Raw genomic sequence first — 26,000 nt, forward strand, 5'->3', positions numbered from 1 at the left:
CGGTCTGCGCGCTGGCGGCAAGAAACATACGAACTGATTGAAGCAAGGCAGGATGTTGCACATGCAGATGAACCGGCGTGCCCTCCTTTTCGGTTCCACGGCTCTGGCGACCGTGGCGGCGCTGGCCGTGTTGCGGCCGGACCATGCGGCAGTGGCCGAGGGCAAGGACGATCCGCGGCTCGTGCCGGCGCGCTCGCCGCTCGGCATGGAAGGCGATCTGAAGAACCCGCGCGAAATCCACTCCGTCGACGGGCGTTTCCAGACGGACCTGACGATGAAGATCACCCGCCACGATCTGCCTTATGCGAGCGCGGAGCTCAGACTTTATGAAGGGGAGATCCCGGGACCGACCTTTCGCGTGTCGCCGGGGGACGAGATGGAGATCGCGCTCCACAACCGGATGCCGCCCAACCGCGACCACGACCCGGTGACCAACACGCCGAACCAGTTCAACTCGACCAATCTGCATTTCCACGGTTTCCATGTGAGCCCCAAGGGCAACAGCGACAACGTCTACCTGCAGATCAATCCGGGCGAGAGCTTCAACTATCTGGTCCAGCTTCCAGAGGATCATCCGGCGGGCAATTACTGGTATCACCCGCACAGGCACGGTTCGGTGGCGGTGCAGGTGGCCTCTGGCTGCGGCGGCATGATGATCGTGCGCGGCACGCTGGATGACGTTCCGGAGGTGGCTGAAGCCATCGAGCGCGTGATGGTGTTCCAGTGCCCGGTGGTGGATCCGACAAGCGGCGAGCTCGACAGCTATGACACGATCTGGAACCTGGATTCGGAACGCTACTGGCTGGTGAATGGCGAATATCAGCCGCGCATCTACATGCGCGAAGGCGAGGTGCAGCACTGGCGCTGGCTGAATGCGGGCGATGAGCAGTTCCTGCCGATGACGCTGGACGGTCTGGACCTGTTCGAGATCGGTTTCGACGGCAACCCTTATGATTTCGCGCGGAAAACCGACCGCATCTTCATCGCGCCGGGCAACAGGTCGAACGTGATGGTGCGGGCACCGAAAGTGGGTGTCTACGAGCTGATCCGCCCTGCCTTCTCGCAGGGCAAGACGGCGCTTCCGGAAGTGCGCATGGCGCAGGTCGTGGTGCTGCCGGCGGATACGGACCGGATCGGGCCGGACGTGAAGATGGGCACGCGCATTCCCGAGGAAGAGCTGCCCGACAACAAGATCCTGACCGACATCACCGATGAGGAAATCTCAAAACGCCAGCAGATCGTGCTCGGCGTGACCGACACGCCCGGCATGTACAAGGACACGGTGTTCACGCTCAACGGAAAGCCGTTCGATCCCTCGCGCGACGACATCGTCGCCAGTCTGGGGACGGCGGAAGAGTGGGAGTTCGTCAACACGACACCGTTCCCGCACCCGATCCATGTGCATGTGAACCCGATGCAGGTGACGCACATCAATGGCGAGGAGCTGGCTTACAAGCACTGGCAGGACACGATTGCCGTGCCGGCTGCGGGGTCGGCCACGGTGCGCATGCGCTTCACCGAGTTCGACGGCCGCTTCGTCATGCACTGCCATATCCTTCCACACGAAGACCTGGGGATGATGCTCAATGTCAATATCAAGGCTTAGCCTCGCAGCACTGCTCCTGATGCCGTTCGCTGCCCAGGCGCAGGACAACGCCGTTCCGAAACAGGCGTCGGGCTGCGTCTCGTGTCATTCGGCGGATGGAAATCCGCTGGTGGAAGGGGTGCCGATCCTTTCGGGCCAGCGGTCCGACTATCTGGAGGCCGCCCTCAAGGCCTATCGCGAGGGCCGTCGCACCGGCGGGCCGGCCGACGTGATGCGCTTCTACACCAAGGAACTGAGCGACGAGGACATCAAGGAGATTTCGGAATGGTTCGCACAAAACTGATCGCGCTGGCCGTTGCCGCGCTTTGCGCAACGCCGACACTTGCCGCTGAAGACCTTCTCTACCTGACGAGCGAGCAGGGCGAGGAGCGCCTGCTCGACGCCGACCTCAACCGCGACTATTTCAGCCTCGCCACCTATGTGGAGAGCGAGCAGATCCTGACCTTCTGCGGGCCGGCGACCGTGGCGGCGGTGGCCAATGCGCTGGGCATTCCGCGGCCTTCGCCCGACCGGCTCTATCCGTGGACGCTGTTCACGCAGGACACGCTGTTCAATGAGGCCAACCAGAAACTGAAACCCTATGCGATGGTGGAGCATGAGGGGCTGACGCTGGCCGAACTCGACACGTTCATCGAGAACACGGGGCTTGCGGCGGAACACCATTTTGCCGACGAGACATCCGTTGATGAACTGCGCACGGCGATCCGGGAAACGCTCGAAGACCGCGATGCGCGCTTCATCGCAAACTATTCGCGCAAGGCGCTGCCCCAGGAAGGCGACGGGCACATTTCGCCCATCGGCGCCTATGACGAGGAGACCGACAGCGTTCTGATCCTCGATGTGGCGAAATACAAATATCCGCCGGTGTGGATCAGCGTCGAGAAGCTGCATGCGGCGATGATGATGGTGGACGAGGGGTCCAACCGCTCGCGCGGTTTCGTCAAGGTGTCGGTCCAGTGACGGGGCCGCGCCTTTCCCGCCGCGCCTTCCTGATCGGAAGCTGCAGCGCCATGGCGCTTACGCCCGTGGCGCCCGTGGCGCAGGCGGCGCGTCTGGGCTCCGCCTATGACGACACGGTCTGGGAGGGGCTGATCTCGGCCATTGCTGGCCCGGTGAAGACGCCGCAGATCCTGCGCGATGCGCTGAAGCGCGATTTCACCAAAACGTTCGGTGTGCCGGCGCGGCAGGATCTGGTGACCCATTTCGGCCGCGCGGGCATCGCCACGGTGCTTGATGCGCAAGAGGGGGACCGGGAAGAGCAGGTGCGCTGGATCGCCGCCTATCTGTTCACAGGCTCGGCCGACCCCGCCGACAAGAATGCGCCGATGATCAATTATCCATACGCGCTGGGATGGAAGTCGCTGAGCTTTGCCAAAGCGCCGGGCCTGTGCTCGGGGCCGGAGTTCGGCTACTGGCTCAATCCGTGGGAGGCAGCATGAGCGACCTGCACGCCGATATCGTGATCGTCGGGTCCGGCATGGCGGGGGCGCATCTTTCGCGCAGCCTCGCCGAAGCGGGCCGCGACGTTCTTGTTCTGGAAGCCGGCGACAGCAAGCCGCGCTCGGAATATCTCGCCGATTTCTACGCCAATCCGGTGAAGGGTCCGCAGGCTCCATATCCAAGTCAGGACTGGGCGCCACACCCGACCGATACGGATTACGACGCGTTTTACGATCAGGCGGGGCCGGTGCGTTTCGTCGGTGCGTATCTGCGCATCTATGGCGGCACGACGTGGCACTGGACGGGCTTTGCCGACCGGTTGCGGCCCAATGATTTCAAGAGCGCCACGCTTTATGGCCGGGGCGCGGACTGGCCGATTACCTATGACGAGCTGATCCCCTATTACGAACAGGCGGAAGCGCGCTGGGGTGTTTCGGGCGACCCGGACTTCACATGGGGCGCGCCGCGCAAGCCGGGCGAAGGCTACACGATGCCGCCCATTCCCGCCTCCTATATGGATTTACAGATCCAGAAGGCGCTGGATCAGATGGGGCTCACCTCCAAGCGCTTCTCGCATGCGCGCAACTCGGTGATCTTCGACAATCGGCCAGCCTGCTGCGGCAACAATACCTGCGTGCCGATCTGCCCCATCGGGGCGAAATACGACGCCTCGTTCGACATGGACAAGGCGGTGGCGGCTGGCGCACGCATCGAACTGCGCGCGCTTGTGACCTTCATTGAAATCGGGGCCGACCAGGAAGTCGTGTCGCTGACGATCCGCCGCCCGGACGGCGCGACGCAGAAGGTGACCGGCAATATCTTCGTTCTGGGCGGGCACGCCATCGAGAACCCGCGCCTCATGCTGAATTCCAAGCAGGAAACTGCGCCTGACGGGGTTGGCAACGCGCACGATCAGGTCGGGCGTTACCTCCTGTCGCAGTACAATATCGACGTGTCCGGCACGGTGACGGATCCGGTCTATCCCTATCGCGGGCCGCAGCAGACCTCCGGCATCATCGAGTATCGCGACGGCGATTTCCGCAAGGAATATGCGGCCTTCGGCACATCGTTCATGAACAATGGCTGGAGCGGCAATTCGGATGCGGAGAAACTGTCGCGCGATCTGATCGGCAATGGCATGCGCGGGGCGGAGCTGGTCAACACGCTCAACGCGCAGATTTCGCGCCATGTGCGGCTCAACTCCTCGGCGGAAACGCTGGGCGTGCCGGAGAACCGCGTTACGCTTTCCGACAAGATGGACACGTCCGGCGTGCCGCGCCCGCGCATCAACTTCACGGTCGATGATTACACGCAGGCTGGCATCACTGTGGCGCGGGAGGTGAACCAGAAGGTGCTCGGCCTGATGGGGGCGAAGGACATCAAGGAAGATACGCCCTATCTCTCCAACGCCATCATCGCCGGCACCACGCGCATGGGAACCGACCCGAAGCGTTCGGTCGTGGGGCCGGATCTGAAGGCGCACCAGCACCCGAACCTCTATATTCTCGGCACCTCGACCCATGTGAGCGCGCCGGTCAACGCGCCGTCGCTGACCATCGCCGCCATGGGCATCCGGCTGGCCGAGCACCTGAACAAGGGCTGAAACCTGCATGAACAAGGCCGCGCTGCCGTTGCTGCTTCTCCTGGTGCTGCTCGGCAACGGGCTGCGTTCGGTGGTCAGCTCCGCCGTGTTCGTCTCGGAAGGGACGTTTGCGAGCTTTCTAAAAATTTCCGTCAACAAGACCTCGGTGATCATCGAGCTGCTTCTGGGCGCGGTGCTTCTGTCGCTTCTGATCACGCCACGGCTGATCCAGCGCTTTCCGGCACGGCCGCTGGCGGCTGCGATGTGTCTCATCGCGGGGGTCTCCAGCCTTGGGCTGGCGGTGCTTTTCTGGGTTGCGCCGCCGGTGGCAACGCGTGAGGCGCTGGTGGTGGTGCTGTTTCCACTGATTGGCTTTTCGCTGGCGGCGCTCGCGCCCATTGCACAAATGATGACCGTGTGGGGCGGCGAGCGGCATTCCAAGCTTTTGACGGGTGTGTGGGCGGTGGCCATGCCGGCGGCGTTTCTGGTCACGCCGCAACTCGTCCGGGTGATTGCGCCGCGCTATGGGCTGGACATCTTCTTTGCCGGCTTCGCCATGGTGCCTTTCCTGCTGATGCTGGGCCTCTGGATGGTGCGCGAACCCGTGAAGGAAACGGCGGGCGACGAAGGGGAAGAGAAGGCCGCCAGCTTCGCGCTTCTTCCGGTTCTTGCCGTGTTGATCACCTTCGAGGCGGTGACAACGCTGGTGTCGCTCTCGGGCATCAGTGCGCCGGAAACGCAGATTGCGGCCGGGTTGTTCGCGGCGAGCCTTGCCTATCTCATCGTGCGGGCGCGCCGGGGAAGGGCTGCGGAACAGGCTCCGCGAGCGCCCGTGGAAGGGGCGACGCTTGGCGTGTTTGCCTTCCTCTTTTTCGTCAATGTGGCGACCACGGGCTTTTACGACACCGCCTATCTGGTGAAGCACATGTGCTCCAACACGCTGATTGCCGACCGGGCAACGATTGGCGCGCTGGCGCAGGTGGTGGCGGCCATGGGAGCGACGGCGATCCTTGCGCGCATGCCGATCCAGCGGGCGCTGATGCTCGCCGGCGCGGTGATCACGGCGGCGGGCCTCGGCTCCTATATGCTTTATTTCGGCTTTCCCTATTACGAGGTCTATCTGGGGTCGAAGGCGCTCACAGGTTTCGGCACGGGGCTGCTGACGACGGCTGCCGTTTTTGCGGTTACCGGCGCGGCAGGCAGGAACGCACATCTGTCGCTCTTCATCGCCTTCGTGATCATCGTGGGAACGGAAGTGGGGCTGGAACTCTTCGAGATCCTGATCCAGGTGATGGAGATGCTGAGCTTTGCGCCTGACGCGGTCTATTCCAGCGTTTTCGTGTTGCAGGCCGTTCTGGTGGTGGTGGCGATGCCGTTCCTTTTTGCGAAAGAGGCATCGCCCGACGCCATTGCGGCGGAAGGTGCGAAAAGCCCGACCGCGCAGCAATGAGCGCGGCGCGGGGACAAGCTACCAGCCGGCGAAGTGCTCCAGAAGCTGCGGGTCCACCCGTCCGGCCTCCACATCGCCCAGCGCCTGATCGAGAATGGCGATGCCGCGCAGGGCTTCTTCCTCGCTCATGGTGAGGGGCGGGGTGAACTCCAGAACATTGGAGTTGATACCCACATAGTAGATGACGAGGCCGAGCTGGAAGGCGCGGTAGACGACAAGCGTGGTCTGCTCGATGGCCGGTGTGCGGGCGTTACGGTCGCTGACCAGCTCGACACCCAGCGCAAGACCGTGGCCGCGCACATTGCCGATAAGTTCGTGCCTTTCCTGAAGATCGCACAGCGCGGTGAGCATCGTGTCGCCCACGCTGGCCGCATTGGCGACGAGGTTTTCACGCTCGATCGTGTCGAGAACGGCGAGGCCCGCAGAGGCGCAGACGGGATTGCCGTGAAGCGTCTGGAAGGAGAAGGCGGAGGCGTGGTTCATGATCGCCTCGGGGCCGACCGCCGCCGATATGGGCAGGCCGCCGCCGAGCCCCTTGCCGAAAACAATGATGTCGGGCTCGATGTCACTGTGCTCGAATGCGTGGAGCCGTCCGGTGCGTCCGAGCCCCACCTTCACCTCATCGCAGACCAGCAGAATGCCATGTTTGCGGCAGAGCGCCTGGATTTCCCGGAAATAGCCGGGCGGGGGCACCAGCATGCCGCCATCGGACTGGATCGGTTCGATGAAGAAGGCCGCCACTTCCTCCGGCGGGACGGTGGTGGCGAAAAGCTCTTCGAGATGCGCAAGCGCCGCGCTGGCGGCAGCCTCGGGGCTGCCGGCGGCGTAGGCATCGGGATAGGGAACGAGGCTCAGGCCCGACGCCTTGTCGATGCCGCCCTGCGCGGGGTGGCCGGAAATGGCCACCGACCCGACCGTGCCGCCATGATAAGCGCCCTTGAAGGACAGGATGCGTTTGCGGCCCGTCGCGGCGACCACAGCGCGGGCGACGGTCTCGTTGGCGTCCGAACCGGAATGGCCGAACCAGACACGGCCAGCGGCGCGCTCCGGCACGATGGAGAGCAGTTTCTCGGCCAGAAGAACGCAGGGCTCGTTGGCGGTGGAAAGGTAGCTCGCGCCCGCCTGATCGGTCAGCGCGCGGTTGACGGCTTCGGCAAGGGCCGGGTGGCCGTGGCCGAGGCTGGCCGCGCCCCACGAAGCGGCGAAATCGAGAAGGTCGCGCCCGTCATCGCCACGCAGGAGACTGCCCTTTCCGCCGGTCACGGCCTGCGGAAAGAAACGCAGATGGGCGAGCGTTGAAACGCTGCGGCTTTCGCGGTCGTACAGTCCGTTCATGCCTGCTTTCCCTGTTGTGTTTCCGTGTGTCGGGTGTTGCCCCCAAAGGCCGTCAGTAGACGGCCTTGTAACGGGCGCAGCGCTCTGCCTGATCGAGATCAGCCGTCTGGTCGATCTCGCCGCGCTTGTGCTTCACATAGGTTTCCACCGCCTCGCTGCCGAGCCACTGCGCGACCAGCTCATTGGCGGAAAGCCGGTCGAGCGCCTCGTCGAGCGACTGCGGCAGGCGCACAAAGCCGCGCTTTGAAAGCGCGTCGGGTGAAAGGAGGGACAGGTCTTCTTCGGTGACCTGCGGGGCGGCGAGGCCTTCCTCGATGCCCTGTGCCCCCGCATGGGCGAGGGCGGCGAGCACCAGATAGGGGGAGGCTGCGGCATCGGCTGCGCGATACTCGAAATTGTACTGTTTTGCGGCGCTGTCGGGGCTGGCGCTTGTGACCGGGCAGATGCGCACGGCGGCCTCGCGGTCGTGATAGCCCAGATTGTTGAAGGCCGCGCTCCAGCGATGCGGGGTGAGGCGCAGATAGGAGATGGCAGAGGGCGCGGTGAGCGCGATGATGCTGTCCATGTATTTCAGAATGCCGGCGATGAAGGAGCCGGTCTTTTCCGACATGCCCCATTGCGCGTCGGGGTCGTAGGTGGCGGGCGCGCCGTTCTCGTCGATGAAGCTCATATGCACATGGACGCCATTGCCGACGCCGGCGGGATCGCAGATCGGAGCGAAGGTGACCGGGTGGCCCATGCGCTCGGCGACGAGGCGGGTGACGGCGCGCACCTTGATGGCCGTGTCGGCGGCGGTGACGCCGAGATCGGGACCGTTGGTGACCTCGAACTGGTCTGCGCCATACTCTTTCAGGAAGGTGTCGGGCTTGACGCCCGCCAGCTCCAGCGCGGCCATGACGGTTTCGCCGAAGGCGCGGTGATTGGCGAAGCTGGCAAGGCCGAAGGCTTCGCCGGGGCCGGGCGGCGTTTCGCGGGTCTGGAATTCATGCTCGAAAGCGGCGATGAGGCGGAGCCCCGAGACATCTTCGAGCCGCTTGAGGGCCTGTTTCAGAATCGAGCGCGTGCAGCAGCTCCACGGCGTGCCTTCAAGGTCAAGAATGTCGCCCAGAACGAAGCGTTCCACCGGGCCACCATCTTCCAGATCAAGCGTCACGGCAGTGTCTGCATCGGGCACGAGGATCAGGTCGCCGAAGGAGCCGAAGGGGCTGTCGGCGATGGCGTCGAAACAGGTGATCTGCACATTGGTGGGCGTCCAGCCGACACCCTGCCGGAAGCGCTTTTCCATTTCCTTCAGGGGGAACGCCTTGCCGCGCGTCACGCCGGAGAAGTCCGAAGTGGCGGCGAACATGAGAGGATTACTGATCATCGTCGCGTGCTCCATGATCGAAGCGGAGCGAGTCCCAGGCTTCGATGCGTTTGCGGGTTTTGTCCCAGTTGGTTTCGGCGATGCGGGTGAGCATGGCCTCCATCAGCACCATTGCGCCGGCGTAGCTGTCCCAGACAGTGCCGCTTTCGATGGGCGTGGCGAAAACTTCGTTGGCGTGGTTGGCGGCGGGCGACATCCACTTGTCGGTGAGGACGACGATCTGGACGCCGCTCTCTTCGCGGGCAAGGCGCGCCAGCTCTGAAAGCTTGCGCTGGTAGCGGCGGAAATCGACCACGAACAGCACGTCTTTCGAGCGCATGCGCAGCAGATATTCCGGCCAGACTTCCGGGTCGGCCGGCAGGTGGAAGACGCCGCTTCTGACCTGGCGGAGATGGCGTGACACATAGAGCGCGATTGCATCGCTGATGCGTCCGCCGATGAGGTAGATGTTGCGCTTTTCATCGCCCAGAAGCGCACAGACGCGCTCGAACTGGGCGCTTGTCGTGGCCGATGCCGAGGCGGAAATGAGATTGACCGCGCGGGCCACGAAATCTTCCAGAAAGTCGCCCTGTATGGCGCGGTCGCCCACATGCAGATCCAGCGGCGAGCGGTTCGACTGCCGGATCTCGTCGATCAGATGACGCTGGAAATCCTGATAGCCGTGAAAGCCCAGTTTCGTGACGAAACGCGAGATGGATGGCGGAGACGTCTTGGTCTTCTTCGCCAGGTCCTGGATCGTGTCGAGGCCCGCATAGGGGTAGTCGAGCAACAGCGCGGTGCACAGCTTCCGTTCGGTCGCCGTGAGCTCGCTCGACAGGTTCTCCAACCGTTGTCTGACTTGCATTGATCTCCTCCAAGGCGAACAGACGATTTTGAAAAACATAAGTCAATATGAAAATTTTTGGTTGACTGTGAAAAAATAATATCAAAGCTAAAGGGCAGGGGAGCAAGAGGGGAGTTCATGTTCACGTCATCGCGCCAGCACTTCATTGCCGCCGCTCTCGCCATCGTTGTTCTGGCGGTGGCGGGCGTTGTGATCGCCGGTCTTTTCGGCGCTGCCGCTGAGCGTGTGCTCACGGTTTTCTTCATCTCGCTCATCGCCGTTACGGGCATTGGCGTCTACAGCGGAAACAGCGGTATCCTGAGTTTCGGCCATTTGGCCTTCATGGGCATCGGCGCTTATGTGTCGGGCCTTTTGACGCTGCCGGCGGGGCTGAAAATGGCGACGCTGCGGGGGTTGCCGGACTGGCTCGCCGCAACCGAACTCTCGCTTGTTCCAGCCATCATCGTCGCCGTTCTGGTAACGGCGATCATCGCGCTTCTGATTGGCATCGCCATCGGCCGGCTGGAAGGCTCGGCGGCGTCCATCGCAACGCTTGGCCTTCTGGTGATCGTGCATGGCGTGATCATCGGCTGGCGCGACGTGACGCGGGGCGCGCAGTCCTTCTTCGGCGTGCCGCGCGACACCACGCTGCTGGTGGCGGCGGTGGCCTGCGTGATCGCGCTGATCGCGGCGCGCTGGTACCGCGACTCCCTGTCTGGTCTGCGCCTGAGAGCCGGCCGCGAGAACGCGATTGCGGCCAAGGCTGTTGGCATCAACGTGCAGCGCGAGCGGCTCATCGCATGGGTTCTGAGCGCTGCAATCATGGCGCTTTCGGGCGCGCTGATCGCCCATTTTCTCGGTGCGTTCAGCCCCAAGAAATTCTACTTCCACGACACGTTCCTGCTTCTGGCGATGCTGATCGTCGGCGGCATGACGACGGTGACCGGTGCGATCTCCGGCACCATTCTGATCACGGTCATCACCGAGATCCTGCGGCGCTTTGAAAGCGGCATGAGCATTGGCGGTTTCGAACTGCCGGCGGTGTTCGGCACGACGCAGATCGGCATCGGCCTGCTCATCCTGTTCGCCATGTTCCGCATGTCGGAAGGGGTGATGGGGCTGAAGGAGTGGGAGGAGCGCGTCTTCCCCTACAAGCCGAAGCGCGGCAGGGCCGAGGCGCTTGCAAAACGCCACAGCGACGACCGGCTGAAAGTCGACCATGTGGCGATGCAGTTCGGTGGTCTGCGCGCGGTCGACGATGTGAGCATTGCCGTCAATCCGGGCGAGATTCTCGGCCTGATCGGGCCGAACGGTTCGGGCAAGACGACGCTCCTGAACATCATCTCCGGCGTGTTGAAACCGACCGAGGGCGATGTCGTTCTGGGTGACCGGTCGATCACCGGCGTGGCCCCGGAAAAGATCGCCGATTACGGCATTGCGCGCACGTTCCAGAACATTCGCCTGTTCCCGACGCTGACCGTTTACCAGAACGTGCTTGCGGCAGCGCTTTCCACCCATGGCGGAAAGAATGCGGAAGAGCGCACGGGCGCGGCACTTGCGCGGCTGGGCATCGATGAGCGCGCCGGCGAGGATGCGGGCACGCTGTCCTATGGCGAGCAGCGCCGGGTGGAGATTGCCCGGGCGCTGGCCTGTGAGCCGACGCTCCTGCTGCTCGATGAACCGGCTGCCGGCATGAACCGCGAGGAGACCGACGATCTGATCGACCGGCTGAAAGTGCTCTCGGCGGATCTGGGGCTCGGCGTGGTGCTGGTGGATCACGACCTCAAGCTGATCAACGAATTGTGCGACCGCATCGTCGTGCTGAACGAAGGCCGGCTCATCGCGGATGGCGCGCCTGCGGAAATCCGCGAAAATCCGGCGGTCATCGAAGCCTATCTGGGGCCGGGCAAGACCGCCTGATCGAAACGAACGAAAAAAGAAAAAAGGGAACTGACATGAACAAGCTGCTCATATCCACGCTTCTCGCCAGCGCCATGGCGCTTCCGGCGGCTGCCGAAACGCTGCGCGTTGGCGTCGCCACGGCGCAGACCGGTGCGCTCGCGCCGTTCGACACGCCGGTGATCGACGGCATTCACATCGCGGTCGACGAGATCAACGCTGCCGGCGGCATCGACGGCAAGATCAAGATCGAGCTTCTGGAAAAGGACGTGCGCTCCGACGCCGCGCAGACCTCCATCGCCACCCAGGAACTGGTGGATGAGGGCGTCTCCGTGATCGTGCTGCCGTGTGACGCCGACCCGTCGCTGGCGGCCATCGGCGTCGTGACCGATGCGCAGATCCCGGCGATCTCCACCTGCGCATCCTCGCCGACGCTGCCGCAGATCGGCGGCGACTACATGTTCGCCAACTTCCCCGGCGACAATGTGCAGGCGACCGTTTCGGCCAAATGGGCCTATGACGAAGGCCACCGCAGCGCCTACATCATCTATTCGCCCGACACGCAGTACACGACCATGCCGCTCTATTTCGCGGAAGTGTTCGAGAAGCTCGGCGGCAAGATGCTGGGCGAGGACACGCACACGATCGGCCAGCAGGATTTTTCGGCGATTGCCACGCGCATTGCGGCGCTCGACCCGCAGCCCGATGTCATCATGACCTCGACCTATGAGCCGGACTTCCCCTCCATGCTGAAGGCGCTGCGCGCAGCCGGCGTGGAAAGCCAGATGATCGGTTCCGACGGCATCGACAGCCCGACCACTTTCTCGCTTGGCGCGGTGGCTGAAGGCCTCGTCTTCACCACGGCTGGTCACCCGACCGAGGGCAGCGAGCTGGAAGCCTTCAACAAGAAGTTCGAAGAGGTGAACGGCGAGGCCCCGCAGACCGTGTTCAACGCGGTTGGCTACGATCTGGTGAAGGTGCTGGAAGCGGCCGTGATCGCGGCAGACGGTTCCACCGATGCGAACACGCTGCGTGACGCCATTGCCAATCTGGAGAACGTGCAGGGCGCGACCAGCACGATCACCTACAAGGGCACCAACGGCATGCCGCTGCGCTCGGTGAGCCTGATCCGCGTCAAGGACGGTGAGCGTGAGCTTATCGGCCAGCCGACGCCGGATGCTTCGCTCATCCCCGAACCCCGCGTTCAGTGAGGTAGGGCTCGTGTCTGCGCTGTTGTCCGTCCAGTCACTCCAAGTGCAATACGGCGCCGTTCAGGCGGTGCGCGGTATCGACCTGGATGTGCATGAAGGTGAAATCATCGCGCTTCTGGGCGCCAATGGCGCGGGCAAGTCCTCCACGCTCAACGCGCTGGTCGGCCTTGCGCCGGCGAGCGGGGGCAAGATTGTCTTTTCGGGGCAGGACGTGACCGGCAGTGCGCCGGAGCGTTTCACCTCGCTGGGCATGACGCTGTCGCCCGAGGGGCGGCGCGTCTTCGGCACGCTGAGCGTGCAGGAGAACCTGCTCATGGGCGCTTATTCGATGCGGGACAAGGCGGCGGTGAAAGCCGCCTGGGAGCGGGTCTTCGATCTGTTCCCGATCCTGCAGGAGCGCCGTGAGCAGTTTGCTGGAACGCTGTCAGGCGGCCAGCAGCAGATGCTGGCCGTTGGCCGCGCGTTGATGAGCAATCCGCGTCTTCTATTGCTTGACGAACCGTCGCTGGGGCTCGCGCCGAAGATTGTCGAGCAGATTTTCGAGTTGATCACCGTTCTGCGCAAGCAGGGCGTGACGCTGATGGTCGTCGAACAGAATGTGTCGATGGCGCTCGAAATCGCGGATCGTGGATACGTGATGGCCAGCGGCCGCATCGCTGCTTCCGGTACCGCTGCGGAACTGCGCGATTCCGAAACGCTGCAAGCTGCCTATCTGGGGGCCGAGTAATGGATCTGTTTCTACAGCAAACCGTCAATGCCTTTGCATTGGGCGGTACCTATGCGCTGCTGGCGCTGGGCCTTGCCATGGTCTTCTCGACCATGGGGCTGATCAACTTCGCCCATGGCGAGCTGATGACCATCGCCGGCTATATTCTGATGGCCTGCGGGCTGGCCGGCGTTCCGTTCGCCTTCTCCATTCTGCTGGCGATTGCGGCGGCGGTGCTGGCCGCCGTGGTGATGGAGCGCATTGCCTTCCGGCCGGTCAGAAACGCCTCCGGCGCGACCATGCTGGTAACCAGTTTCGCGGTCTCGATGATCCTGCAGGTTCTGTTCCAGAACTTCATCTCCGCCCGCTCGCAGGCCGTTCTGGTGCCGGAAATCCTGTCTGAAAGCGTGCGCTTCGGCGGGCTGGTGATCGGCGTCAACAAGATTGCGGCCATCGCCACCACTATCGTCATGCTGATCTTCCTCGACCGTTTCATGAAGCATCACCGCATCGGCATCGCCATGCGGGCGGCAGCCGAGGATTTCTCGGTGGCGCGCCTCATGGGCATCCGCGCCAACACGGTGATTGCCGGCGCGTTCGCGCTGTCGGGCTTCCTGGCCGGCGTTGCCGCCGTGCTGTGGGTGAGCCAGCGCGCTTCGGTCGATCCGCTGATGGGCTTCACGCCCGTTCTCAAGGCCTTCATCGCGGCCATTCTGGGCGGCCTCGGCTCGTTGCGCGGTGCGGTGGCCGGCGGTTTCCTTCTGGGCTTCATCGAGATCTACCTGGCTGCCTACCTGCCTGCCGGCATGCAGGAGTTCCGTGATCCGATCGCCCTTTGCCTGGTCGTTCTCGTGCTGATCTTCCGCCCGAACGGCCTTATCCCCTCGCCAGCCCTCAAGGCGGAGAAAGTATGAGCCTTCACACATCTGTCGGAGAGAGCGGTCGGCTTCTGTCGTCGCTCGACCCGAACCCGGTCACCATTATCAATCAGGAAAGCAGCTTCCCGGTGCTGCTGGTCTGTGAGCATGCGGGCAAGACGGTGCCGGCAGCCCTGAACGGGCTCGGCCTCTCGGACGATGCGCGCGAGGCGCATATCGGCTGGGACATCGGTGCGGCCGCCGTTACGCGGCTGATGGCCGAACAGCTCGGCGCGCCGGCAGTGTTTCAGAGCTACAGCCGGCTGGTGATCGACTGCAACCGCCCGCCGGAAGCGCCCGACGCGATGCCGGAGGTAAGCGATGGCGTGATCGTGCCGGGCAACCGCTCCTTGAGCGATGAGGCGCGCGCCCACCGCACGCGCGAGATTTTCGAGCCGTTCAATGCGGCGGTGACGATGATGCGCGAAGCGCCGCACTGCCGGGCGATCCTGTCGATCCACAGTTTCAACCCGCAGCTTCAGGATGGCGTGCCGCGCCCCTGGGAAATCAGCTTTCTCTATCGCAAGGACGTGCGCACTTCCGAGCGCCTGCGCCAGCTCGTTCTGGAAAACGCGCCGGACATGACGGTGGGCATGAACGAGCCCTACACGATTGACGACGAGTCGGACTGGTTCGTGCCGCGCCATGGCGAGCTGAGCGGTCTGCCGCACAGCCTGATTGAAATTCGCAACGATCTCATCTCAGATGCCGTCGGACAGGCGCAGTGGGCAAAGCTCATGACCGCCGTCGTGCATCGCTTCGTAACGGAGTTACAGGAATGGAACTGACGCGCAACGTTCCCATCGAGCCGGGCCAGGCAGCGATCCTCTATGTGGATGTGCAGAATTTCAGCGCCCACAGGAAAGGGGCGGAATTCGCCGATCTCGACGAGAAGACGTTTGAGGAAAAATACCGCTGGTATTTCGACCGGCTCGACGCAGACGTGATCCCGCGCATGCAGGAGCTGCAGGCGGCCTGCCGCAGCGCCGGCGTGGAGGTGATGTACACCACCATCGAAAGCCTGACGCTGGACGGGCGCGACCGCAGCCTCGACTACAAGATCACCGGCTTCAACGTGGCCAAGGGCTCCTGGGACGGCAAGGTGATCGACCAGATCGCGCCGGGCGAAGACGAGATCGTTTTGCCCAAATCCTCCTCGTCGGTCTTCGTCTCGACCCATATCGACTACATTTTGCGCAATCTTGGCGTGAAGCAGCTCATCATCTGCGGGCTGATCACCGATCAGTGCGTGGAGAGCGCCATTCGCGACGCCTGCGATCTGGGCTATCTGGTGACGCAGGTGACGGATGCCTGCCTGACCTACAGCCAGGAGCGGCACGACAATTCGCTGCGCACCATCAAGGGCTATTGCCGGCAGGTGACGACGGCGGAGCTGATCGCGGAACTGAAGTCGAAAGCTGTGTGACGTTTCGCCCGAGCGGCTTGCGAACGGGGCCGCATCGTGAAACGGATAGCGGCATCGGGCCGGGCAGGCATGGGTGGATGACAGGTCTGCCGCCCGGTCCAGATCGTTCCTGTGCGTCCGGGTGGATGCGGGACGATCCAGAGCTGCGCTTGGGAGATTAGGGCGAATGACTGCAATTCTCGACACGGTTCCGCGCTTTTCCGAGGAAGAGGTGCGCCGGCTTCTGCTGGATGTGTATGGCATTGAAGGCGCGCTTTCGGCGCTGGAAAGCGAGCGGGACCAGAATGTCCGGGTGAAGACGCCGGAAGGCGCGTTCATCTTCAAGATCATCAATGCGGCTGAACCCGCCCTGGAAAGCGATTTCCAGACGGCGCTCCTGCAGCACATGGCCCGGCACGCGCCCGACCTGCCCGTGCCGGCGCTCCTGCCGACCTTGAAAGGCGAGGCGCTTGGCGAGGCGGTTTCCGCCAGTGGCGGAACGCACCGGCTGCGGCTTGTCAGCTGGATCGAGGGCATGCCGCTTGCCGAGGCGCCGCGCAGCGAGGCGGCCATGGAAAGCCTCGGCGAACTGCTTGGCCGTTTCAACAATGCGCTCAACGGTTTCATGCATCCCGGCGCGGTGCGCCCGCTGGACTGGGATCTGCGCCTTGCCGGCAACAGCCGCGCGCGGCTGGACAAGATCCGGGATGCGGATGACCGCGCGCTGGCAGAGCGCTTCATCGACCGTTTCGAAGCCGATGTTCTGCCACGGCTCTCCTGCCTGCGCGGCGGGGTGATCCACAACGACGCCAATGACTGGAATGTGCTGGTCGATCCGGCGGACCACACGAAGATCTGCGGCCTGATCGATTTCGGCGATGCGCTCTACAGCGCGCTGATCTGCGAAGTGGCCATTGCCGGCGCATACGGCGCGCTTGACTGCGACGACCCGCTGGGGGCCATCGGCGCGCTGGCGGCCGGTTTCCATGCGCAGTATCCGCTGCGTGAAGAAGAGGTCGACCTTCTGTTCGATCTTGTCGCCATGCGGCTCGTCACCTCGGTGACGATCTCGGCCAGCCGCCAGTCGGAAGTGGCCGACAATCCCTATCTCGCGGTGAGCGAAAAGCCCGCGTGGGATCTTCTGCGCCGGCTCGGCGCGATGGATCCGCGTTTCGCCACGGCCATTCTGCGCAATGCCTGCGGCTTCGAGGCGAGGCCCGGCGCGCGCGCGGTGAAGGGCTGGCTGGCGGACAACCGCCGCAATTTCGCGCCGGTGCTGGTGCGCGCGGCGGCGAGCTATCCGACCGCCCATGTGCCGCTTGGCGACCAGAGCGACCCAATTGCCATCGCCTCGGCTGAAGAGCGGCCGGACGAGGCGCAGGCGCTCTGGGAAGACGCGGTGGGCGACGCGACGCGCATTCTGGGCATTGGCCCATGGGGCGAGGAGCGCGGCGTCTACACCAGCGAGATTTTCGAATCCCGCCTGATCGCCGGCGAGCGCCGCAGGCGCCATCTGGGGCTCGATCTTTTCCTGCCGGCGGGAGTCGCGCTTTATGCGCCGCTTGCCGGCACGGTGAAGGAAGTGGGCGTGGAGGCCGCGCGGCTTGGCTATGGCGCGGTGATGGTGCTGGAGCATGAGCCGGAAGACGGCCCGGCCTTCCTGTCGCTGTGGGGGCATCTTGCCCATGAGGTTGCGGACCGTCTGAAGGTGGGCGACCGGGTCGAGGCCGGCGCGTTTCTGGCCCATATGGGCGGGCCGAAGGAAAATGGCGGCTGGATGCCCCATCTGCACCTGCAGATTTCCTGCGACACGACGATGAGCGCCGACGACATTCTGGGCGTCGGCGAGACGCGCTATCTGGAAACGTGGGGGGAACTGTTCCCCGACGCCAGCGACTTTGCCGGGCTTGTGGCGGTTGATGCGGGGCGGCTTTCCAAGGCCGAGATCGTGGAGAAGCGCCAGTCGCTGCTCCTGCCGAACCTGTCGATTTCCTATGAGGAGCCGATCAAGTTCGTGAAGGGCGAGGGCGTGTGGCTGATCGATGACCGTGGCCGCGCTTATCTCGATTGTTTCAACAATGTCTGCCATCTGGGCCATTGCCACCCGGCGGTGGTGGAGGCGCTCGCCACACAGGCGGCAACGCTCAACACCAATACGCGCTATCTGCACGACAACATCGTCGCCTATGCGGAGCGGCTGACGGCAACCATGCCGAAGGAGCTGGGCATTGCGGCCTTCGTGAATTCGGGCTCGGAGGCAAACAGTCTGGCGCTGCGCATGATGCGGGCGCATACGGGCCGGGAGAACGCCATCGTTCTCGACTGGTCCTATCACGGCACGACGCAGGAGCTGATCGATCTCAGCCCCTACAAGTTCCGCCGCAAGGGCGGGCATGGCCCCAGGCCGCATGTGCACGTGGCCGACCTGCCGGACGCCTATCGCGCGCCGGCCGACTGGCCGCAGGAAGAGCTGGCGAAGCGCTTTGCCGCCAGCGTGGGCGAGCAGATCGACGCCATGGCGGCCAAGGGCGAGGCTCCGGGCTTCTTCATTGCCGAATCCATCCCGAGCGTTGCCGGGCAGGTGTTCATGCCGGAAGGCTATCTGGACGAGGTGTACCGCATGGTGCGTGCGGCAGGCGGCATCTGCATCGCCGACGAGGTGCAGGTGGGCTTTGGCCGCATCGGCAGCCACTGGTGGGCATTCGAGACGCAGGGCGTGGTGCCGGACATCGCAACGGTGGGCAAGCCCATTGGCAATGGTCACCCCATGGGCGCGCTGGTGGTGCGCCGGGAGATCGCGGAATCCTTCCAGAACGGCATGGAGTATTTCAACACGTTCGGCGGCAACCCGGTTTCCTGCGCGGTGGGGCTTGCGGTGATCGACACGATCGAGCGCGACGGCCTGCGGGAGAATGCAGCGGCAATCGGCGAGTATCTGAAAGCCGGCTTTGCCGAACTCCAGACGCGTTACCCCGTGATCGGCGATGTGCGCGGCATGGGCCTGTTCCTCGGCATCGAGCTGGTGGAAGACCGTGAGAGCAAGGTTCCGGCCACGGCGACGGCGCGCGCCATCTGCAACGAGGCGCGGGCGCGGGGCGTTCTGATGGGCACCGAAGGGCCGCATGACAATGTGCTGAAGATGCGCCCCTCGATGATCTTCTCCAGGGCCAATGCGGACCATCTGCTCGGCGTTCTGGAAGAAAGTTTCGAGGCGGTGGCCAAGATCTGACCGGGTCTGACCGGGCCTGACAGGGCCTGCGAAAAGGCATGGATGCGACGCTGGACCGCGATATGATCAACGGGCCTGCATGTTGACATAAAGATATCTTTATGTGATGCAGGTCCATTGTCGTATCAAGGATGAAAAGCGTCGCACATGCCGTCTATCGATGAACTGTTTGGGCCGGTCGGCGAAAAGCCGGACGGATCGGAAATCTTCGCCGCGCTGAACAAGGCCGCGCGCGAGCGCATTCTCATCCTCGACGGCGCGATGGGCACGCAGATCCAGGGCCTGGGTTTCAACGAGGATCATTTCCGCGGCGACCGCTTCACCGGCTGCGCCTGCCACCAGCAGGGCAACAATGATCTGCTCAACCTGACGCAGCCCAAGGCCATCGAGGAAGAGCACTTCCGCTATGCGATGGCGGGCGCGGACATTCTCGAGACGAACACCTTCTCTTCCACGACCATCGCCCAGGCCGATTACGGCATGGAAGACATGGTCTATGAGCTGAACCGCGACGGTGCGCGGCTTGCCCGCCGCGCGGCGATCCGCGCCGAGCAGAAGGACGGCGTGCGCCGCTTCGTGGCCGGTGCGCTCGGGCCGACCAACCGCACCGCCTCCATCTCGCCGGACGTCAACAATCCCGGCTACCGCGCCGTGACTTTCGACGATCTGCGCGTCGCCTATGGCGAACAGCTGCGCGGGCTGCTCGATGGCGGCACGGACATCGTGCTGATCGAAACCATCTTTGACACGCTGAACGCCAAGGCGGCGATCTTCGCATGCGAGGAAATCTTCGCAGAGCGCGGCGTGCGCTTGCCGGTGATGATCTCCGGCACGATCACCGACCTTTCCGGACGCACGCTTTCCGGCCAGACGCCGACGGCCTTCTGGCATTCGGTGCGGCACGCCAAGCCGCTCACCATCGGTCTGAACTGCGCGCTGGGCGCTGCGGCCATGCGCCCGCATCTGGCGGAGCTTTCGGGCGTGGCCGACACGCTGATCTGCGCCTATCCGAACGCCGGTCTTCCGAACGCCTTCGGCCAGTATGACGAAAGCCCGGAGACCATGGCTGCGCAGGTCGAGGAGTTTGCGCGCGAGGGGCTGATCAACGTGGTCGGCGGCTGCTGCGGTTCGACGCCGGAGCACATTGCCGCGATCCGCGACGCGGTGGCCAAGCACGCGCCGCGCAGCATTCCCGAGCGTGCGCCTCAGATGCGCCTTTCGGGGCTCGAGCCCTTCACGCTGACCGACGACATTCCCTTCGTCAATGTGGGCGAGCGCACCAATGTCACGGGCTCGGCAAAGTTCCGCAAGCTCATCACCGCCGGTGATTACGCGACCGCTCTGGATGTCGCGCGCAACCAGGTAGAAGGCGGCGCGCAGATCATCGACATCAACATGGATGAGGGCCTGATCGACTCCAAAAAGGCGATGATCGAATTCCTCAATCTGGTGGCGGCGGAACCCGATATCGCGCGTGTGCCGGTGATGATCGACTCCTCCAAATGGGAGGTGATCGAAGCGGGCCTCAAATGCGTGCAGGGCAAGGCCGTGGTGAACTCCATCTCGCTCAAGGAAGGCGAGGAGGCGTTCCTGCATCAGGCCAATCTGTGCCGCATGTATGGCGCGGCAATGGTCGTGATGGCCTTTGACGAAACCGGTCAGGCCGACACCGAGGCGCGCAAGGTGGAAATCTGCACCCGCGCCTACAGGCTTCTGACCGAGAAGGCCGGTGTCGCTCCCGAAGACATCATCTTCGATCCGAATGTGTTCGCGATCGCGACCGGTATCGAGGAGCACGACAATTACGGCGTCGACTTCATCGAGGCGACGCGCGAGATCATTCGCACCCTGCCGCATGTCCATATCTCGGGCGGCGTGTCGAACCTTTCCTTCTCGTTCCGCGGCAATGAGCCCGTGCGCGAGGCAATGCACGCGGTGTTCCTCTATCACGCCATTCAGGCGGGCATGGACATGGGCATCGTCAATGCCGGTCAGCTGGCCGTCTATGACGCCATCGATGCCGAGCTGCGCGAGGCCTGCGAAGACGTGGTTCTGAACCGCACGCCGAAGGCCGGCGGCACGGCGACGGAGCGCATGCTGGAGATTGCCGAGCGTTTTCGCGGCACTGGCGGGCGCGAGGCCAAGGAAAAGGACCTTTCCTGGCGTGAGCTGCCGGTCGAGAAGCGGCTGGAGCATGCGCTGGTCAACGGCATAACGGAATATATCGACGCGGACACCGAGGAAGCGCGGCTGAACGCCGAGCGCCCGCTGCACGTGATCGAAGGGCCGCTGATGGCCGGCATGAACGTGGTCGGCGACCTGTTCGGCGCAGGCAAGATGTTCCTGCCGCAGGTGGTGAAATCCGCCCGCGTGATGAAGCAGGCCGTGGCCGTTCTGCTCCCCTATATGGAGGAGGAAAAGAAGGCCAATGGCGGCGGCGAACGCCAGAGCGCCGGCAAGATCCTGATGGCCACGGTGAAGGGCGATGTCCACGACATCGGCAAGAACATCGTCGGCGTGGTTCTCGCCTGCAACAATTACGAGATCATCGATCTCGGCGTGATGGTGCCGGCGGCAAAGATCCTCGAGACCGCGCGCGAAGAGAAGGTCGACATTATCGGGCTTTCCGGCCTGATCACCCCGTCACTTGACGAGATGGTGCATGTGGCAGCCGAAATGGAGCGCGAAGGGTTCGACATCCCGCTTCTGATCGGCGGTGCGACGACCAGCCGTGTTCACACGGCGGTGAAGATCCATCCGAGCTATGATCGCGGGCAGGCGGTTCACGTGAACGATGCGAGCCGTGCGGTGGGCGTGGTCTCGAACCTGCTTTCGCCGGACGCGCGTGGCGGCTATATCGATGGCGTGCGCGAGGAATATCGCAAGGTGACCGAGGCGCATGAGCGCTCCGAGCGCGAGAAGCAGCGTCTGCCGATCGCAAGGGCGCGCGCCAATCCGCACCGGATCGACTGGGCGGACTACACGCCGCCGCAGCCCGCCTTCACCGGCACGAAAGTGTTCGAAAGCTGGGATCTTGAGGAGCTGGCGCGCTACATCGACTGGACGCCGTTCTTCCAGACCTGGGAACTGAAGGGGCGTTACCCCAAAATTCTCGAGGACGAGAAGCAGGGCGAGGCGGCGCGGCAGCTCTTTGCCGATGCGCAGGCCATGCTGAAGAAGATCATCGACGAGAAGTGGTTCGCACCGCGCGCAGTGGTGGGCTTCTGGCCGGCCAATGCGGTTGGCGATGATGTGCGGCTCTTCACGGATGAAACCCGCGAAGAAGAGCTTGAGACCTTCTTCACCCTGCGCCAGCAGCTTACCAAGCGCGGCGGCAAGCCGAATGTCGCGCTGTCGGACTTCGTTGCGCCGGTGGACAGCGGCAAGCCGGACTGGATCGGCGGGTTCGTCGTGACGGCGGGCATCGAGGAAGTGGCGATTGCCGAGCGCTTCGAGCGGGCAAATGACGACTACAACTCGATCCTCGTGAAGGCGCTGGCCGACCGGTTTGCGGAAGCCTTTGCCGAGCGCATGCATGAGAAGGTGCGCAAGGAGTTCTGGGGTTATGCGGGCGATGAAAGCTACACGCCTGAAGAGCTGATTGCCGAGCCGTATCTCGGCATCCGCCCGGCTCCGGGTTACCCGGCGCAACCCGACCACACCGAGAAGGTGACGCTGTTCAGGCTTCTGGATGCGGAGAAGAATTCGGGTGTGCAACTGACCGAAAGCATGGCCATGTGGCCGGGCTCGTCGGTCTCGGGCCTCTACCTGTCGCATCCCGAAAGCTATTATTTCGGCGTTGCCAAGGTCGAGCGCGACCAGGTGGAAGACTATGCCGCGCGCAAGGGCATGGCCGTGGGGGATGTGGAGCGCTGGCTCGGGCCGGTTCTCAACTATCTGCCGGCCTCCTACACGGAAGCCGCCGAATAGGGCCTATTCGCGGACGGGTGCGGCGCAGACGCGCGAGCGGGTGAGAAAGCGTTTTTCGCGCCCGTTATCGAGCGAAAACATGCCGCCGCGCCCCGGCACCACGTCGATGATCAGGTCGGTGTGTTTCCACGCCTCGAACTGCGATGCGCTGATGAACACCGGCGTGTCGCCGATATGGCCCAGAAGCACGTCCTGATCGCCGACGATGAAATCGCCGCGCGGGTAGCACATGGGTGAAGATCCATCGCAGCAGCCGCCCGACTGGTGAAAGAGGACGGGGCCATGATCGGCGATGATCTCGTCCAGAAGCGCACGCGCTTCGGGCGTTGCAGAAACCTTGTCATGTCTGGCTTTGTTGGACATGGGTCTGGCGCTGGTGGACATGGGGAAGCTCCATCGAAGCGGATGCCTTCCCCCGCGAACGGGGAAAGGCCAGTCTGACGCCAGCGAAAGCCGGCTTTCCTTTTCTCAGAAGAAGCCCAGCTTCTTGGGGCTGTAGCTGACCAGCATGTTCTTGGTCTGCTGGTAGTGGTCGAGCATCATCTTGTGCGTTTCACGACCGATGCCGGACTGTTTGTAGCCGCCGAAGGCCGCATGGGCCGGATAGGCGTGGTAGCAATTGGTCCACACGCGGCCCGCCTGAATGCCCCGGCCAAAGCGGTAGAGACGGTTTGCGTCGCGGCTCCAGATGCCCGCGCCCAGGCCGTAGAGCGTGTCATTGGCGATTTCCATGGCCTCGGCATCGTCCTTGAAGGTCGTGACCGAAACGACGGGGCCAAAAATCTCTTCCTGGAAGACGCGCATCTTGTTGTGGCCCTTGAAGACCGTCGGCTTGACGTAGTAGCCGCCGGCCAGATCGCCGGGCAGATGCGCCTGCTCGCCGCCGGTCAGCACTTCCGCGCCTTCCTGCCTGCCGATGTCGATGTAGCTCAGGATCTTCTCAAGCTGCTCGGAGGATGCCTGCGCGCCGATCATGGTGGCCGGGTCGAGCGGGTCGCCCTGCACGATCTGCTCCACGCGCTTCAGGGCGCGCTCCATGAACGCGTCATAGATCTCCTCATGGATGAGGGCGCGGCTCGGGCAGGTGCAGACCTCGCCCTGGTTGAGCGCGAACATGACAAAGCCCTCGATGGCCTTGTCGAAGAAGTCGTCATCCTCGGCGGTGACATCCTTGAAGAAGATGTTGGGCGACTTGCCGCCAAGCTCCAGCGTGACCGGGATCAGGTTCTGGCTGGCATACTGCATGATGAGCCGGCCGGTCGTGGTTTCGCCGGTGAAGGCGATCTTGGCGATGCGGTTGGAGGATGCGAGCGGTTTGCCGGCTTCAAGGCCGAAACCGTTGACGATGTTCAGAACGCCTTCCGGCAGAATGTCGCCGATGAGATCGGCCCACAGCATGATCGAGGCCGGGGTCTGCTCGGCGGGCTTCAGCACCACGCAATTGCCGGCGGCGAGCGCAGGCGCGAGCTTCCAGCAGGCCATGAGAAGCGGGAAGTTCCACGGGATGATCTGGCCGACCACGCCCAGCGGCTCATGGAAATGATAGGCGACCGTATCGTCGTCGATCTGCGAGATGGAGCCTTCCTGGCTGCGAAGGACGCCGGCAAAGTAGCGGAAATGATCGATGGCGAGCGGTACGTCGGCTGCGGTCGTTTCGCGGATCGGCTTGCCATTGTCCCAGGTTTCCGCGCGCGCCAGAAGCTCGAGGTTTTCTTCCATCCGGTCGGCGATGCGGTTGAGCATGAGGGCGCGTTCAGCCGGGCTGGTGCGGCCCCAGGCGTCCTTGGCCTTGTGGGCGGCGTCGAGCGCCAGCTCCACGTCGGCTGCGTCGGAGCGGGCGATTTCGCCCAGCGGCTGGCCGGTGACCGGCGAGGTGTTTTCGAAATAGCGCCCGGATTTCGGCGCGACCCACGCGCCGCCGATGAAATTGTCATAACGCTTTGCGAAGGGCGCTTTCGCGCTGCGTGCGAATTCAACCTTGTTCATGAAATCCTCCCGAATTCAAACCGCGTCATGCGGCATGAAGGGAAGGGTAGGCGCGGGTTTTCCGGTGCGGCAGAGGGGGAAGAGCGGGGGCGTGCGTCACCTGTCTCAGATCTGCGACAGGTGACGCATCAAAACATCCCGGAAGGCGCTAATGGGTGCGGCCGACGCCGAGCCTGGCCATCTTGCGATGCATGGTGGCGCGGGAAATGCCGAGCTGGCGCGCGGCCTCGGAAACATTGCCGCCGGCGCTGACAAGCGCGCGCTGAAGGGCGCTGCGCTCGGCCCCGGCAAGGCCGGGCGACGCGGTCTGCGGGCCGCCCAGCACGTCGCATGCGGGCAGTGGATTGGCAAGCGGGCCAGGCGGGAGGTCGAGAAGCGCGCGGGCCGTGCGTGTTGCGCCGATCACCAGATCGTCGCTGTCGACCGCGATGAGGGCTGACGGGTCCGCCGCCGGCAGGAGCATGATGCGTGCCTGTGGATAGGCGAGGCGAAACGCCTCCGCCTCGATGCGGCGGGCGGCATCGCTGGCCGCGGTGGCGATGAGACTGACAAAGCCGTCGGTCAAATCGGCGCGGCAGGAAGAAACGTCGAGCGCGCCCGCCAGATGGCCCTCATGATCGTAGACCGGCGCGGTGGTGCAGGAGAGAAGCGTGTTGCGGGAGTGGAAGTGCTGGTCGCGGTGGATTGTCAGCGTGCGGCGCTCCACGAGGCAGGTGCCGATGCCATTGGTGCCTTCGCTTTGCTCGCTCCAGACCGTGCCGGTCCACAGCCCCCACTGGCGGAAAGTCTCGTCATCGCCCGGCGTGCCGCGCCGTTCCATCAGAATGCCCTGCCGGTCGGCCAGAACCACACAGCAGCCGGAGCTGCCGACGGCGAGGAAAAGCTGGTCGAGCGGGGTTTGCGCGGAGCGGAGAAGCGGTTCGAGCCGCGCGCGGGCGGCAGCCAGTTCCGCATCGGAAATGCGTTCCGGGTTGCGGCGTTCGGCCGGGTCGAGCCGATGGAGCCGGCAGGAGCGCTGCCACGACGCCACGAGCGCGGACTTGGCCGAGCGGTTGGAATCGACCGCCGCCAGAACCCTGTCCGCATGATACGACAGACTGCGTCCATCCATGGCT

The 26,000-nt window shown here is 63.9% G+C and carries 20 protein-coding genes; 14 read left to right on the forward strand and 6 right to left on the reverse strand.

The window, feature by feature from the left end; translation table 11 throughout:
- Positions 1-61 precede the first annotated feature (61 nt).
- Genes DEJ54_RS08100 through DEJ54_RS08125 form a run of 6 tightly spaced genes read left to right on the forward strand, consistent with a single transcriptional unit; the run spans position 62 to position 6,078 of the window.
- A complete protein-coding gene (locus tag DEJ54_RS08100) occupies positions 62-1,606 on the forward strand; it encodes a multicopper oxidase family protein (protein ID WP_204360864.1) in 1,545 nt (514 codons plus the stop codon).
- Positions 1,587-1,889: a cytochrome c gene (locus DEJ54_RS08105; RefSeq protein WP_113154120.1), complete on the forward strand. Its 303-nt coding sequence runs from the start codon at positions 1,587-1,589 to the stop codon at positions 1,887-1,889. Before DEJ54_RS08100 ends, DEJ54_RS08105 begins: the two co-directional genes overlap by 20 nt.
- A complete protein-coding gene (locus tag DEJ54_RS08110) occupies positions 1,871-2,566 on the forward strand; it encodes a phytochelatin synthase family protein (protein ID WP_113154121.1) in 696 nt (231 codons plus the stop codon). Before DEJ54_RS08105 ends, DEJ54_RS08110 begins: the two co-directional genes overlap by 19 nt.
- Positions 2,563-3,045 (forward strand): hypothetical protein, encoded by a 483-nt coding sequence (locus DEJ54_RS08115; protein WP_113154122.1) that lies wholly within the window; start codon positions 2,563-2,565, stop codon positions 3,043-3,045. The genes DEJ54_RS08110 and DEJ54_RS08115 overlap by 4 nt, the downstream gene beginning before the upstream one ends.
- Entirely contained in the window at positions 3,042-4,649 is a 1,608-nt protein-coding gene (locus tag DEJ54_RS08120) for a GMC oxidoreductase (RefSeq protein WP_113154123.1), read from the forward strand. The genes DEJ54_RS08115 and DEJ54_RS08120 overlap by 4 nt, the downstream gene beginning before the upstream one ends.
- A 7-nt stretch (positions 4,650-4,656) precedes the next feature.
- The gene (locus DEJ54_RS08125; RefSeq protein WP_113154124.1) at positions 4,657-6,078 is read left to right on the forward strand and encodes a hypothetical protein; all 1,422 of its coding nucleotides are present in this window, start codon (positions 4,657-4,659) and stop codon (positions 6,076-6,078) included.
- A gap of 18 nt (positions 6,079-6,096) precedes the next feature.
- Here DEJ54_RS08125 and DEJ54_RS08130 read toward each other — a convergent pair whose 3' ends face one another.
- Genes DEJ54_RS08130 through DEJ54_RS08140 form a run of 3 tightly spaced genes read right to left on the reverse strand, consistent with a single transcriptional unit; the run spans position 6,097 to position 9,623 of the window.
- Complete coding sequence (locus DEJ54_RS08130) at positions 6,097-7,413, reverse strand: aspartate aminotransferase family protein (protein WP_113154125.1); 1,317 nt, start codon at positions 7,411-7,413, stop codon at positions 6,097-6,099.
- A gap of 52 nt (positions 7,414-7,465) precedes the next feature.
- Entirely contained in the window at positions 7,466-8,779 is a 1,314-nt protein-coding gene (locus DEJ54_RS08135) for a glutamine synthetase family protein (RefSeq protein ID WP_245447748.1), read from the reverse strand.
- Positions 8,769-9,623 (reverse strand): MurR/RpiR family transcriptional regulator, encoded by an 855-nt coding sequence (locus DEJ54_RS08140; protein WP_113154127.1) that lies wholly within the window; start codon positions 9,621-9,623, stop codon positions 8,769-8,771. The genes DEJ54_RS08135 and DEJ54_RS08140 overlap by 11 nt, the downstream gene beginning before the upstream one ends.
- A 117-nt stretch (positions 9,624-9,740) precedes the next feature.
- Here DEJ54_RS08140 and DEJ54_RS08145 point away from each other — a divergent pair, with 117 nt between their 5' ends.
- From DEJ54_RS08145 to metH, 8 genes are all read left to right on the forward strand, one after another.
- A complete protein-coding gene (locus DEJ54_RS08145) occupies positions 9,741-11,522 on the forward strand; it encodes an ATP-binding cassette domain-containing protein (RefSeq protein WP_113154128.1) in 1,782 nt (593 codons plus the stop codon).
- A gap of 35 nt (positions 11,523-11,557) precedes the next feature.
- Positions 11,558-12,712: an ABC transporter substrate-binding protein gene (locus DEJ54_RS08150; protein WP_113154129.1), complete on the forward strand. Its 1,155-nt coding sequence runs from the start codon at positions 11,558-11,560 to the stop codon at positions 12,710-12,712.
- Positions 12,713-12,731: 19 nt separating this feature from the next.
- Positions 12,732-13,439, forward strand: a complete 708-nt coding sequence (locus DEJ54_RS08155; RefSeq protein WP_204360890.1) for an ABC transporter ATP-binding protein — start codon at positions 12,732-12,734, stop codon at positions 13,437-13,439.
- Positions 13,439-14,332, forward strand: a complete 894-nt coding sequence (locus tag DEJ54_RS08160) for a branched-chain amino acid ABC transporter permease (RefSeq protein ID WP_113154131.1) — start codon at positions 13,439-13,441, stop codon at positions 14,330-14,332. The genes DEJ54_RS08155 and DEJ54_RS08160 overlap by 1 nt, the downstream gene beginning before the upstream one ends.
- A complete protein-coding gene (locus tag DEJ54_RS08165) occupies positions 14,329-15,123 on the forward strand; it encodes an N-formylglutamate amidohydrolase (protein WP_113154132.1) in 795 nt (264 codons plus the stop codon). Before DEJ54_RS08160 ends, DEJ54_RS08165 begins: the two co-directional genes overlap by 4 nt.
- Positions 15,114-15,761 (forward strand): isochorismatase family cysteine hydrolase, encoded by a 648-nt coding sequence (locus tag DEJ54_RS08170; protein WP_113154133.1) that lies wholly within the window; start codon positions 15,114-15,116, stop codon positions 15,759-15,761. The genes DEJ54_RS08165 and DEJ54_RS08170 overlap by 10 nt, the downstream gene beginning before the upstream one ends.
- A 166-nt stretch (positions 15,762-15,927) precedes the next feature.
- Positions 15,928-18,969 carry an aminotransferase class III-fold pyridoxal phosphate-dependent enzyme gene (locus DEJ54_RS08175; protein ID WP_113154134.1) on the forward strand — a complete coding sequence of 1,014 codons (3,042 nt, stop codon included), beginning with the start codon at positions 15,928-15,930 and terminating at the stop codon, positions 18,967-18,969.
- A gap of 147 nt (positions 18,970-19,116) precedes the next feature.
- Complete coding sequence (metH, locus tag DEJ54_RS08180) at positions 19,117-22,899, forward strand: methionine synthase (protein WP_113154135.1); 3,783 nt, start codon at positions 19,117-19,119, stop codon at positions 22,897-22,899.
- A gap of 3 nt (positions 22,900-22,902) precedes the next feature.
- Here metH and DEJ54_RS08185 read toward each other — a convergent pair whose 3' ends face one another.
- The 3 genes from DEJ54_RS08185 to DEJ54_RS08195 form a co-directional block, all read right to left on the reverse strand.
- Entirely contained in the window at positions 22,903-23,283 is a 381-nt protein-coding gene (locus DEJ54_RS08185; RefSeq protein ID WP_224873615.1) for a DUF779 domain-containing protein, read from the reverse strand.
- An 84-nt stretch (positions 23,284-23,367) separates the two neighbouring features.
- Positions 23,368-24,885: an aldehyde dehydrogenase gene (adh, locus tag DEJ54_RS08190; protein ID WP_113154136.1), complete on the reverse strand. Its 1,518-nt coding sequence runs from the start codon at positions 24,883-24,885 to the stop codon at positions 23,368-23,370.
- A 148-nt stretch (positions 24,886-25,033) separates the two neighbouring features.
- Complete coding sequence (locus DEJ54_RS08195) at positions 25,034-25,996, reverse strand: GAF domain-containing protein (protein WP_113154137.1); 963 nt, start codon at positions 25,994-25,996, stop codon at positions 25,034-25,036.
- Between the last annotated feature and the right edge of the window lie 4 nt (positions 25,997-26,000).

It is taken from the genome of Nitratireductor sp. OM-1 (genome assembly GCF_003296175.1).
GTDB lineage: Bacteria > Pseudomonadota > Alphaproteobacteria > Rhizobiales > Rhizobiaceae > Nitratireductor > Nitratireductor aquimarinus.